The organism is Ensifer sesbaniae (assembly GCF_013283665.1).
Classification (GTDB): Bacteria; Pseudomonadota; Alphaproteobacteria; order Rhizobiales; family Rhizobiaceae; genus Ensifer; species Ensifer sesbaniae.
The window spans coordinates 65,012-77,235 of sequence record NZ_JABEKU010000004.1 but is presented as its reverse complement, the minus strand read 5'-3'; the positions used below and the strand labels follow the sequence as shown (position 1 = coordinate 77,235).

Annotated in this window: 9 protein-coding genes and 6 pseudogenes; 7 read left to right on the top strand and 8 right to left on the bottom strand. The window is 59.9% G+C overall.

Annotated elements, in window-relative coordinates:
- Positions 1-132 precede the first annotated feature (132 nt).
- The 4 genes from BHMPCIPO_RS31455 to BHMPCIPO_RS31440 are packed head-to-tail and all read left to right on the top strand — an operon-like array spanning position 133 to position 4,149.
- Positions 133-1,098 carry a CBASS oligonucleotide cyclase gene (locus BHMPCIPO_RS31455; protein WP_173520718.1) on the top strand — a complete coding sequence of 322 codons (966 nt, stop codon included), beginning with the start codon at positions 133-135 and terminating at the stop codon, positions 1,096-1,098.
- 9 nt (positions 1,099-1,107) lie between these two features.
- Complete coding sequence (locus tag BHMPCIPO_RS31450) at positions 1,108-1,623, top strand: HORMA-1 domain-containing protein (protein ID WP_173520717.1); 516 nt, start codon at positions 1,108-1,110, stop codon at positions 1,621-1,623.
- Positions 1,623-2,570: an AAA family ATPase gene (locus BHMPCIPO_RS31445; RefSeq protein WP_173520716.1), complete on the top strand. Its 948-nt coding sequence runs from the start codon at positions 1,623-1,625 to the stop codon at positions 2,568-2,570. Before BHMPCIPO_RS31450 ends, BHMPCIPO_RS31445 begins: the two co-directional genes overlap by 1 nt.
- Positions 2,571-2,580: 10 nt before the next feature.
- Positions 2,581-4,149: an SAVED domain-containing protein gene (locus tag BHMPCIPO_RS31440; RefSeq protein ID WP_173520715.1), complete on the top strand. Its 1,569-nt coding sequence runs from the start codon at positions 2,581-2,583 to the stop codon at positions 4,147-4,149.
- A gap of 78 nt (positions 4,150-4,227) precedes the next feature.
- On the opposite strand, the gene BHMPCIPO_RS31435 is transcribed toward BHMPCIPO_RS31440, so the two are convergent.
- From BHMPCIPO_RS31435 to repC (BHMPCIPO_RS31415), 5 genes and pseudogenes are all read right to left on the bottom strand, one after another.
- The gene (locus tag BHMPCIPO_RS31435) at positions 4,228-4,893 is read right to left on the bottom strand and encodes an SLATT domain-containing protein (protein WP_173520714.1); all 666 of its coding nucleotides are present in this window, start codon (positions 4,891-4,893) and stop codon (positions 4,228-4,230) included.
- 642 nt (positions 4,894-5,535) lie between these two features.
- Positions 5,536-5,667 (bottom strand): annotated as a pseudogene (gene repC / locus BHMPCIPO_RS33930) (replication initiation protein RepC); the annotation flags it as partial.
- Positions 5,668-5,784: 117 nt separating this feature from the next.
- On the bottom strand, positions 5,785-6,660 hold the full coding sequence (locus BHMPCIPO_RS31425) for a hypothetical protein (protein WP_173520713.1): 876 nt from the start codon (positions 6,658-6,660) through the stop codon (positions 5,785-5,787).
- A 34-nt stretch (positions 6,661-6,694) separates the two neighbouring features.
- Positions 6,695-7,315 carry a hypothetical protein gene (locus BHMPCIPO_RS31420; protein ID WP_173520712.1) on the bottom strand — a complete coding sequence of 207 codons (621 nt, stop codon included), beginning with the start codon at positions 7,313-7,315 and terminating at the stop codon, positions 6,695-6,697.
- A 53-nt stretch (positions 7,316-7,368) separates the two neighbouring features.
- Positions 7,369-8,249, bottom strand: a pseudogene (gene repC, locus BHMPCIPO_RS31415) (plasmid replication protein RepC); the annotation flags it as partial.
- 80 nt (positions 8,250-8,329) lie between these two features.
- On the opposite strand from repC (BHMPCIPO_RS31415), the pseudogene BHMPCIPO_RS31410 reads away from it, so the two are divergent.
- Positions 8,330-10,024, top strand: a pseudogene (locus BHMPCIPO_RS31410) (ISL3 family transposase).
- A gap of 52 nt (positions 10,025-10,076) precedes the next feature.
- Here the strand turns inward: BHMPCIPO_RS31410 and BHMPCIPO_RS31405 are convergent.
- Positions 10,077-10,472: a transposase gene (locus tag BHMPCIPO_RS31405; RefSeq protein ID WP_173520711.1), complete on the bottom strand. Its 396-nt coding sequence runs from the start codon at positions 10,470-10,472 to the stop codon at positions 10,077-10,079.
- Between the two features lie 130 nt (positions 10,473-10,602).
- Positions 10,603-10,974, bottom strand: a pseudogene (locus BHMPCIPO_RS31400) (ISL3 family transposase); the annotation flags it as partial.
- A 1-nt stretch (position 10,975) separates the two neighbouring features.
- Here BHMPCIPO_RS31400 and BHMPCIPO_RS31395 point away from each other — a divergent pair.
- A pseudogene (locus tag BHMPCIPO_RS31395) lies at positions 10,976-11,423 on the top strand (transposase); the annotation flags it as partial.
- Between the two features lie 13 nt (positions 11,424-11,436).
- Positions 11,437-11,653: pseudogene (locus BHMPCIPO_RS31390) on the top strand (transposase); the annotation flags it as partial.
- 55 nt (positions 11,654-11,708) lie between these two features.
- Here the strand turns inward: BHMPCIPO_RS31390 and BHMPCIPO_RS31385 are convergent.
- Positions 11,709-12,149 (bottom strand): RICIN domain-containing protein, encoded by a 441-nt coding sequence (locus tag BHMPCIPO_RS31385; RefSeq protein ID WP_173520710.1) that lies wholly within the window; start codon positions 12,147-12,149, stop codon positions 11,709-11,711.
- Positions 12,150-12,224: the final 75 nt, after the last annotated feature.

The following is a 12,224-nucleotide window of genomic DNA, read 5'->3' as shown; positions in this document are numbered from 1 at the left end:
TATAGAGAATCAATGGATTTTTGTCAACGGGGAATAGCCAATTCTTCACCCCTTGAATAGCTAAATTTTAGCCATTATATGATGATCTCAACACGCCGCCGCCTCCGGGTCGCCGGTCAACAGGAGTGGGATATGGGACGGCAGCATGTCGGTCATGACGAAATCGCCGCCTTCGCGCAGGACAAGGTGAACCTGCCGAAGGACAAGGCGGATGAGTATCGGGCGCAGGCCCGGCGCCTTCGCGAGAAGCTGGAGGGCTATCTCGGTGAGCATCCTGACTTCACGCTGAAGAAGATGCTGCTTTCGGGCAGCCTCGCGAAGGGCACGGCGCTTCGCTCCCTCAACGACATTGATGTTGCCTGCTATGTCAGCGGCGCCGACGCACCGAAGGATGTGCGGGCACTGCTCGACTACCTGGCCGAGCGGCTGCGCAAGGCCTTTCCGAACTTCAGCCCTGATCAGGTGCAGCCGCAGACCTACTCCGTCACAGTCTCCTTCCGCGGCACGGGGCTCGACGTGGACGTGGTGCCGATCCTTTATGACGGCGACCCGCAGTGGTACGGGAACCTCGTCAGCCAGGATGACGGCTCATTTCTGAAGACGAGCATACCGCTCCATCTGAATTTCGCAGCCAAGCGCAAGCGCGCCCAGGAGAAGCATTTCGCGCAGGTAGTCCGGCTCGCGAAGTTCTGGGCCCGGCGCATGAAGCAGGAGCGCGATGGCTTCCGTTTCAAGTCCTTCATGATCGAGATGATCCTCGCCAAGCTCTGCGATGACGGGCTGGATTTCTCCGACTACCCGGAAGCGCTCCAGCACTTCTTCACCTACATCGCCCGGACCGATTTCCGGCAGCGGATCGTCTTCAGCGACTATTACCCCGCCTCGTCGGTGGGCACGTTCTCCGACACGGTGCAGATCATCGATCCGGTGAACGCTGCCAACAACGTGGCACGCCTCTACACCACGACGAACGCGGACGCGATCGTCGATGCCGCTCTTGAGGCCGGAGACGCCATCGACGCGGCGCTTGCCGCCCCCACCAAGCAACTGACCGCCGCCTATTGGCAGAAGGTCTTCGGTTCCTCCTTTCAGGCTTGAGGTCGTCCCATGTCCTACAGCTTCAGCTACACGGAAAGTTCGACCTTTACGGTCACCCACGCCCGGCATATGGCAGCCAAGGTCGCGACCGACCTGAAGCGCATGCAACGCTTCTACAGCAGCCCGTCGGACGCCAAGATCGCGGAGTTCGAAGCCGAGGTGACCGAAATGCTCAAGGCCGGCTATCTCGAGACCGTCACCTACGGTTTCAAAAGGGACGGCAACTGGATCGAGCCGACGTTGCGCTACACCGCTCGGGATCTTGCCGGCGCATCGGCCAATGACGACGATCCTGGTCGCATCCGCCCCGGAGCCGATATCAGCGGCTCTACCTTCTACAGCTACATGACCTACACCTCTACGTGGTTCCAACTGGCCGAAGCCGAGCGCTCTGCCTTCGAAAGAGGACTTCCCTTCTCTCGGAGCGGAGCGCCGGAACCTGGAATCACCGGCTATCTCGCCAATGACCGCACTTATTCATCCGGCGGTCGAGCTCTCGACCGTGCTAGCGTCCGGAGCTTCTGATGAACACCAAGCCCACCCTCGACGAACTCTTCGACCGTCGCGTCACCTATCCCGACTTCGAACCGCAGGCGCGACTTGCCCGTCTCGTGGGCCTCGATGACCAGAAGAGTCGGCTTGCCAAGATTCTCGGCCTTCTCGTCAATCCCGGAGGTCTCGGGGACTGGGCGCAGCGGCATCATCCGGGTGCCCAGGCCCTCCTTGACACGGTTCTGCGCCGTCCGCCGCTGGTGGTGCTCGCCGGCGACGTCGGCTCAGGCAAGACGGAACTCGCCGAGACGATTGGCGATGCGGTCGCGCGTCAGGAGAAGATTGACATCACCCTTCTGCCGCTGAGCCTCTCGACCCGCGGCCAGGGCCGCGTCGGCGAGATGACTCAGCTCCTCACCGCCGCGTTCGACTACACGGTTGCCGAGGCGACCAAGCTGAGGTCCGCCTCCGGCAAAGCGCGCGGAGCAGTGATCCTTCTCGTGGACGAGGCCGACGCACTCGCCCAGTCGCGCGAGGCGGCACAGATGCACCATGAGGACAGGGCCGGAGTGAACGCTTTCATCCGCGGCATCGATCGTATCGCCAACGCCAAGCTTCCGGCTGCCGTGCTCATGTGCACGAATCGCCTGAGCGCACTCGACCCGGCGGTGCGGCGGCGTGCGGCCGATGTTCTGAGCTTCGCTCGCCCCAACGAGGAGCAGCGCCGCTTCGTGCTGTCGAGCCGCCTGGAGCCCATCGGCCTCGGCCGCCATCACATCGACGCTCTCGTCACTGCCACCGGGCCGCAGCGCGGTACTCGCGACTACGGCTTCACCTTCTCGGATCTGACCCAACGGCTGCTGCCGGCAATCGTTCTGGACGCCTATCCCTCCCGGGCAGTGGACGGCGCACGTGCCGTGGAGATCGCGCGCGGCATCATCCCGACACCCCCGTTCCGGGACGCTGAGGCGACTGCATGAGGACGTGGTCATGACGCAGGCGGTGACCGTCCGGCGCGACGGCGATACCTTTCAGGCGCGTCTCTTCTGGTGGCACGCGGCCCGCCTGCTCGATCCCGAAAGCCCGGTCATACGAGTAGGCTTCGAGACGGGGCCGAAGAGCTTCGATGATATCTGGGTCGAGTACGACCCAGCACGGACCGCGGTCGACCAGTACGGCGACCCGCTGCGGCGCGAGCATATGCAGTGCAAATGGCACGTGACGCCTGACAGCTATGGGTACGCGCATCTCGTGGATCCGGGATTTATCAACGCTAATGCACGCTCCCTCCTGCAGCGGGCGCGCGAGGCGCAGCTCGCCTATGCCCCCGAGGGGAGTGGCGTCAGGTTCAAGCTGGTGACCAACTGGCGGCTTGATCGCAACGATCCACTGCGTGAGATGGTGGGCAACCGCTCCGGCGCAATGCGGCTTGAGCGGCTCTATGGCTCCGTGACGGACAACAGCAAGGCGGGCACAGTGCGTAAGGCCTGGCGGGAGCACCTCGGCATTGACGAAACAGAGCTTCGGCTCCTGGCACGCACACTCGCCTTCGGCGAGGCCACAGACACGCTCGATGCGATCCGCGATCACCTGGACATCCTGTTCGGCTTGGTCGGGTTGCGTCGAATACCCGCGAACCAGAGCGCGTTCCCCTATGATGACGTCGTCTTTCAATGGATGGCGCAAGGGCGCCTCGAGTTCGACCGTGCAGGCTTCCGCACGGTCTGCGCGCGCGAGGACCTGCTGGGCCCGGCTCAAGGCGGGCCGCGTGTTTATGGTGTGAAGTCATTCGAGCATGCCTTCGACCGGCTCGAGGAGCGGTGTCACACCGTCCTTGACCTGATCCCGTCCTTTGACCAACGCCACATTCGCAGTGATAGCGATTGGGAGACCGCGCTGTACCCTGCGCTCCGGTCTTTCCTTCTCGCGGCGGCAAAGGATCAGCCGCGGCTACGGCTTGCACTCGATGCTCACATCACACTCGCCTTCGCCGCAGGTTCGATTATCAACATCAAGTCTGGCCGCCAAGTCGAACTGGAGCAGCGGAGCACGGGCCGACGCATCTGGGCAGCCGACGATATGATCTCCGATCCAAGCTGGCCGACCCTCGCCGTGGAAACCGTAGAGCTTCGTCCGGATCAGCCTGACCTTGCTGTCGCACTCGGCCTGACGCATGACGTTTCGGCTGACGTGCGCCGGTACTGCAACGCCAAGCTTCCCAACGTGGGACGGCTATTGATCTTGAAACCGAGCACAGGCTCTGGCGCCCTGTCGGTCGCTTGCGGTCGCCACGCATTCGAGCTCGCTGACGCGGCGACCAGTGCTGCCCGTATCGCAAGGGCCGATTGCGCAGGCCTCATGCACCTGTTCATCGCCGCGCCCAACGCGTTCACCTTCTTTCTTGGCCAGCGCCAGACGGTTCTCGGCTCAGTTCGCCTGTACGAGTTCGATTTCGATGGCGGACGAGATCGGTCTTATACGCCAGCGCTCACGTTGCCCTTGGGCTTTCCTCCGGTGAAGAACGCGGTCGTGCGGGATTTAGAGGCACCTGCCAATTAAAGGTGGCGCGACGATCGACGAATACTGCAAGCTCTCAAAGTAAAAGTTCGACAATGACGACGTGGCCGGGCGGCTGACTCATTGCAAGCCAAACGACCTCAAGACGCCGTTGATTATGTCTGAAAAGAGCGGCGAACCTACAGCCAATGCAGTTAAGCCTGTGGTAATTGTAACAACGGTCGTCATGAAGATGTTCAGCGCATGGTCGGTTCGACTAATAGCCTTGCGGGCGGATGCGGTGTCCTCTGCAGCAACGGACGGAAACTCATCAGGGTGCTCAAGTCTGTATTTGTCATAATCTACAGTGTCGTGGTTGACATTGTAGCGCCTGAGGATCTCGTCGTAACGGCTGGAGAAGCTCCAAAGCGACTCGGCATCATCGTGTGGTTTGGCCAACAGCTCCCGTCTTAGAGAATTCACCTCTAGGGCGCAGCGATGAAGTTGGTCTGCCTTAACGGGGCCTGCGTTCGCTGATTGGAGCAATGACGACGCGAGGATAAAGATTGAAAAACCGACGGTGGTCAATGCAATCGCATTTTCCACCCACTGGGGCATTGGAAAAAACACCGGCAAAAGCGTGAGAACAACAACTGCCGCAGATGCATAAGCGGTACTGGAAGTTCGTTTTCGCTCGGTTTCCTCGATACGTATTGAGGCATTGAAGCGGACCCCCTTCGTTCGCTTCATATCTTTTAGAAGTTTCTCGCGAGCGGTCTCCTGCTGCGGCTGCATTTGTAAATTCATCGCCCACCCCCTCCGACTTTCTCGAGCATTAAGCCGAATTCTCGGCGATTGAAAAGTCCGACTAATGGAATCCGTCGACACTGCACCGATCACGGGCACGCGAGGGCCGCCGGCGGCTGCCTCGTTGCTCACGTGCGCACCACGGAATGGCGTCCAGCTCCCGCGCGCTCTCCTCATGAAGTGGAGAAGCCGGAAAAGGCGACCGTCCAGATGTTCTGGCCCAGGCCGCGGTCCTTTGTGTCAGGTCAGCCTCGGCAGTCTGCGCGCACAAGCCAGTAACCGGACGAAGCGGGTGACCACAAAGAACTCGGAATCACCGGGCTCATTTCACCAGCCATGCCTCCCCGCTTTCCGCTCGGCGCCCTATAGGAGCGCAGTGGGCCGGACGGGTGAGGATTTCGCAATGGAGAGGCTTCACGGGAGTCGAAATCCGTCACTATCGATACTCGTCAGTTATCGATGCCGAACTGTGCAAAATCAGCGGAAGCGAGAAGCCACCTCACTTCCGTTTACCGATTTTTAACCATGAAATCGTTGCATTTAGCTTAACAGCTACGCCAGAACAACGACACGGAGCAGGCCGCGCCAAACATCCGGATCGCTCGATCGGAGGCAACAAGGGATCGTCACAATGCATGGCCTGGTCGGAGCATTCGGGCGCATCGGTGCCATCAACATTGGACCGGGCGAAAACTCGCCGCGCTCCGCCTTGCGCGTCAGATCGCGCAAACAGCCGCCGGCCGAGTTGATGAGCCCGTGCCCCTTTGAGAACACGGGTATCCCTCTGGTGATGGCCGCCCAGGAATGCAGCATCGATCAGGCCATTAGGGGGGTGAAAGAGCGCAGTGGATTGTTTCCGTTTAGCTGTCAAAAGCACATAATCTCAGAAGGTTAAAACCGATCATCGCCTAGAAAGAGAAGCGGAGCGCCCCACACTGCGTCGTCTATACTCTTCACGAGCTGTCTCATCGCTGCGCCGATCCGAGCGATGTAATCCTTGGTGAAGACGGTCAAAAGGTTACCGTCCTTGTCGCGTCCGTTGCGGTGGACGCAATCGTGCCGATGCCCTATAGCTTCCATCAGTAGCGCATTTCTCGGTCTCTCGTCGAGAATCCGGAGGCCGAATGCTATGCTATAGAGCGCATCCACTCGCGCCAGGTTATGATAGACGATCGATCTTAGATATGCTGTCACCTTTTCCTCCACCAGGTTCGGAGAGCTCGCGATCTCGGCCAGAGTAAATTTTTGCGCGCTGAGTTCGCGATCGCCCTCAATCAGCTTCGCGAGCACCCCGTGCTTTTCGACAGCGGCCTTGATCAAGGTGTCGGCCAGGTAGGCTTCAAGCGCACTGACTTGTTGAACAAAGAGCATTCTGTTCACCAGATGCGCACCGTCAGATTCATGGCCGTGGTCAGCCAGAAAGTCGCCGATCTGGTGATGGGAGTCCATAAAAACGTCGAGTGGATCCTCGGCGATTTCCGCTGCGAACCAATCGTCCTCTTCCGGCGAAAAATGGGCATGGTCTGCCTCGACCGGCGTGTTCGGATATTCGTTAAGGCTCACCGTACAAACGCCAGCGGAATTGTAGACATAGGCCTCGAGCGTTATGCTGCACTCGCTGCAGACGACTTCCGTCTGATCCTCCGAATACAGTTCCGATGGATTCTCTGCACTGGTCCAATCCGGCTCTGGAACCGGCACGACCGTGCGGCTCACCTCGCCGCATCGCGGACAGGTGAAAACAACATTGGTCTCAAATTCTTGCATCAGCTGTCCTTCTGCTCCGCGCACAGTATCTCACTCACCTATTCGACTCTGAATTAGCCTCTTCCGTTTCAATAATGGCTTCAGCCCGGACGAATTTTGGGTCACCGGCGCGAGCCGTGAGCATTAATTGCCGCTCGATCGTTCTCAGTGCTGGCACCACTCCAAAGACCGCGTCCCTTGCCGGCCTGAGGACAGTGGTGGGGGAATAAGTGATAGCGCGCTCTTTGTCCGGCACCAACCTTGGTAGCCACGCACGCATCCTGTCCAAGTTTCCGTAGAACTCGATAATGGGCAGGAGAAGATCAGGCGACAGCATACCTAGCCTCGGGGCCAGTGACCTGTACAACAGTGGCTCCGGCAGATTGCTGCGCTCAAGGAAATGCTTGTCGAACTTCATATATGGGTGATCGTAACCCGCCATCTCCACTCGAGCCACATAGTCCGAAACGTCAGCTATATCGCGACGTAGCGCAATGATCTCACCGTAAAGCGCCGCAGCAACAGAATCCGCCTCGCTTCTACGCAATCGATCGTCCCGCCGTCTCGCGAACCAAGCATTGCCAATCATCGTGAGAATGACACCGACGAAACCAACGAAGCCAACAGCGACTGTCTGATAGGATTTTAGAATTTCAAGCCATTCTATTTGCTCCACGTGGGGCACCTCCCGCTTCAAGCTGGGTTGTATCGCGAAAACCGCATCTATGGCTACGAGGCCCTGCGAACGCCGTTTACTCGCATCAGCGCCATCAACATCGGCCCGAGTGAAAACTCGCCGCGCTGGGCCTTTCGCGTCAGATCGCGCAGATAACCGCCGGCGTTGCTTATGTGCCCTCCCCTTTCGAGGATACAAGCCATGACCGCCGCGGCGGAATGCGCCCCGAGCGTCTCGCAGGCCTCCTGGTAGGCCGATGGGCTGACCCCCAGATCGATCGAACGACGATTGCCGCCGACATCAGGTCGCGCCAGCTTCCAACAGCGCCGCCCGGCCCATAATCATTGATCGCTGGGCAGGCCTTCAGCACCATACCCAACGGAAACGCCTTTATCGGCTTGCTAGTCGGCCGGATGTCCTGGCTCGTCTTCGCCCCCGGCTCCTTTCTAAAGCCCGGTTCAAGTTCATTGCTGGATTCGGTATTTGAATTCTGTATGTGGCGTTCGTTTTGAACAGCATAGCTGTCCATATTTTCGGAATTTTCCCGGATTTCCAGTCGGTTGATGATTTCCTCGCGGAGCATCTCCATTTCCTCGAGGGTTTGCTGTAGATCGACGACCGTCGGCGTGCGGGGGATGCGCCCGGTCAGGCCGAGGAATATCTCCTCGATGCGTCCCCAGTCGCCGGCAGCCCCCTCCTCCATCGCGGCGCTGATCAGCTTGCGGACGTCGCGCCGGCAGATCGACAACGCTTCTTTGGTGATGCGGAAGCGCTTACGCTCGGCGGCAACCTGTTGTGCGGCGTGCGCTAGTTCCTCGGCGCGCGCGAGCAGCGGCGCCAGGCTGAAGCCGAACGCCTCCTCGATCGCGCCGCTCTCGTCCTTGCGGGCGTAGCGCTTGCCGTTGGCGCTGTCCTTGCGATGGATTAGGCCAGCTGTCGTTTTGCACTTAATCAGGGTCATCCTCACTTTGTGTGGTTCACTCACCGTTAGACATGATGCCGCTATGGGCGGGCATGCAAACGAAAACGAAATGGTTGCCCGGCCCAGGGATCAAAGTTCTGGGTGTCGCGCTCACAGATGATGACAGTTGGGTTGTTTCCGCTGCCGGACCTGCCTTCGGCATTTGCCCAGATTGCGGACGGCGGACCCGAAATCCGCATGGCTGGTCCAACCGAAGCCTTCAAGATCTGCCCGTCCAGGGCAAGACCGTAACGGTGAAGCTTCGGTTGAGCCGCTGGCGGTGCGCACATCAGAACTGCCAACGCCAAACGTTCATCGACCGACTGCCGACGATTGCTTCCCCTTATGCGCGCCGGACAAGGAGGGTCTCGGAGATTGTCAGTCTGCTCGGCCATAGTGCCGGCGGCCGTCCTGGCGAGCGCTTGATGCGAAGGCTCGGCATGCCGGTCAGCGACGACACAATCCTGCGGCAGCTGAAGCGGGATGCCGCGCTCGCTGATTGCGACGCCACGATCCGGGTCGTTGGCATAGATGACTGGAGCTGGCGGCGATCCTGGCGCTACCGCACGGTGATCGTCGACCTGGAGCGCCGTTCGGTTGTCGATATCCTTGACGACCGGAGCGTGGCGAGTGCCGCGCGATGGCTGGAGCGGCACCCTTCTGTCGAAATCGTGAGCCGAGACCGATGCGGGCTTTACGCGCAAGCTGCTCGCGAGGGTGCGCCGCAAGCGCGTCAGGTGGCTGATCGGTTCCATCTCATGCAGAATCTGCGGGTCGCAATTGAGGAGCAGATGAGCCTTTCCGGCCGCGCCACGGGACGAGCATTGCTGCCGGATAAAAATATCGGGAGCGCGCAAGTCGATCTGATTCAGGATGATCCGCACGTTGACGCAACGCATCGGCGCCGGGTGCGTCACGCTCATCGACAATCAGGGCAGGTAGTGTTCGAGACTGTGCACGCCTTGCGCAAGGAGGGTCTGTCCTATTCGGAGATCGCACGTCGCACCGGCTAAGGCCGGCGCAGCATCGCGAAATGGCTGACTTTCGACACGCCACCCGACCGACAGAAGGCGGCGTTGAAGCCTACATCCCCCTTGTATTTCGAGGCGTTTCTTGCCCAGTGCTGGAGAGATGGCAATCGCTGTGGACGGCATCTGTTCTACGATATCAAACAGCGCGGCTACACGGGCAGTTTCTCGAATCTCGAGCGGCTTCTCGCAAGCTGGCGCCGCCCGGAGAGGTCGGTCAAGGACAGCGGGTCGCCTGCTACGATCATATCGCATCAACCAGGCCGCGATGCTGTCCCGATACGCGATCCGGAGACCGGCGCTGTGATCTCGCCGATAGTCGCAGCTGCCCTCTGCATGAAGCCGCGAAGCATGCTGACGATCAATCAGGCTAGCAAGGTGGACGCCCTGAAGCAGGGATCCCATGAGTTTGCCCTGATGCGCAGCCTTGCCATGCGATTTCGCGGCATTCTCCGGAGCGGTGAATCGAGCAAGCTCGACATCTGGATCGACGATGCCATCAGCTCCGGGCTCGCCACGATGGTCCGGTTCGCGCGGGTCTTGCACCGTGACATCGGCGCCGTCCGCAACGCCATCGAATTGCCCTGGAGCAACGGCCAGGCAGAAGGCCAGATCAACCGCCTGAAGACGATCAAACGCGCGATGTATGGCAGAGCAGGCCCGGAACTCCTCAGAGCACGCATGCTACCGCTCAACAATATTCATCACCACAGAAAGTGAGGATGACCCGTTTTAAATGCCAAACCCAGCTGAAACAGCCGCATTCTCAAATTTAAGTGCCAAGCGACATGCGGACCACCCGGAGAATCGTGGTCAGGTGATCGGGATCAACATGGACGCCGGCGCGCACCACGACATCGCCCACAACGATTTCCACCATCGAGCTGCCCACCGCTTCAAAGCGCGTGAACTTGACTGGCGCGCTTGATCCCTCCGTCAATGGCGCAACCATTCCCGACGAAAGCGCCTTGCGGCGCCACGCATAGAGTTGCGACGGGTCCAGTCCCTGAGACCGCGCAATCGCCGACACATTGGCCCCCGGCGAGAGCGCGTCGGCGACAAGCTGTGCCTTCTCTTCATCCGTCCAATGACGCGGCTTGCGTCGAGACTGCACCGGCTCCGCCGTCAGGACCTCGAATGTTCGATGTTGATTCACACTGTCGCTCATAGGTTTCTCCGCATGACTCATGCAGAGAATGCGCGTTCAGCGGCCTCAAAGATACGTGGGGTAACCTACGCGCTTACAATACATCTACATGTCTCAAAAACTAGACTAATGGATAATAAGTGAGTGCTTAAAGCCCGCATCGGTCTCGGCTCACGATCTCGACAGAAGGGTGCCGTTCCAGCCATTGCGCGGCACTCGCCACGCTCCCGTCATTAAAGGATATCGAGAACCGAACGACGCTCCAGGTCGACGATCACCGTGCCGCAGCGCCAGGACCGCCGCCAGCTCTGGCATCGCAATGCGCGAGCGCGGCATCCCGCTTCAGCTGCCGCAGGATCGTGTCGTCGCTGACAGGCATGCTGAGCCTTCGCATCAAGCGCTCGCCAGGACCGCCGCCTGCACTATGGCCGAGCAGACTGACAACCTCCTAGACCCTCCTTGTCCGGCGCGCACAAGGGGAAGCGATCGTCGGCAGTCGGTGGGTGAACGTTTGTCGTTGACAGCTGCATTACCTGAAGCATGTTCACGACCTGTCGGACGAGGAGGTGGTCGAGGGTGGAGAATCCGTCCGTACTGGCAGTTTTTCTGCGGCTTGAGTTTTTCCAGCACGAAGCGCCGATCGACGCGAGCACGATGACGCGCTGGCGCAAGCGGATCGGGCTGCAGGGGCTGGAGGAGTTCCTGAAGGCCAGCATCGAGGCGGCGCTTCAGACGGGAACGGTCAGGCCGGAATCTTCGGAGCGGATCAATGTCGACACGACGGTGTAACCGAAAGCGATCGCTCATCCGACCGACAGCAGGCTGTATCTGAGGCTCTGCAGATGCTGTCCGTCACGCCAGGAAGCATGGCATCGCGCTGCGGCGAGCTACACGCGTCTGGCGAAAGCAGCGGCGGTGCGCGCCGGCCGTTATGCCCGTACCCGGCAATTCCGCCGCATGCGCCGCGAACTGAGCGCCTGCGTACATCAAGCGCTCCGACAAGAGCAAGGCGTTTGAGATCCTACCCCGCCGCTGGGTTGTCGAGCGCACATTTGCATGGCTGGGGCGATGCCGCAGGCTGGCGAAAGACTTCGAGAAATCCATCGCTTCAGCCCAGGCCTGGATCATGATCGCCCCGCATGCTCACGAGGCGGCTTGCAAGATATTGCTATCGTCGAATCACTTTTCGAGTCCGACTCTGAGGCTTTCGTTTCGGCCTTAGCAGCCAACGGTCCGCCACACTGCTGTCTCGGCCCCCTAGGCAGAGCGCAGGAACTCGAACGGATCCTTGGCAACCCACTGCTGCGCGACCGAGCCGTTGAAGCCAAAGGCTTGAACGGGATTTCCGGGCTCTGTGCCTCGACCTTGATTGTCGACTACCAGAGACGTGTTCGCAATGGAAGTAATGTACCCGGGACGTGCTGTGAAGCTCCACTGCTGAGATTTTGTCGGGGCACCGTTATAGACAGAGAGCACGAGCGGCACCTCCGGAGCTACTTTGCCAGCCTTGTAGTCGAGGGCCAAGGTTTGCCCGCCTTGATCGAGCAGTATCACGTTCTTGCTCAGGTCGATATTCCAGACAAGTGTCACACCGGATCCCGTCAGTGGGTAGAGGCCCGCCGCGGCGCCGACCATTGCGTCATTAACGCCCAAGCCAAGGCTGGTGTTCTGTCGCCACTGGATAAACTTCTGAGACATGATGATGCTCCCTTTTAGTAAGTTCAACATGTTATTCACTGTATAATCGCCGCCGATCCCGTAATAAATCGCTGC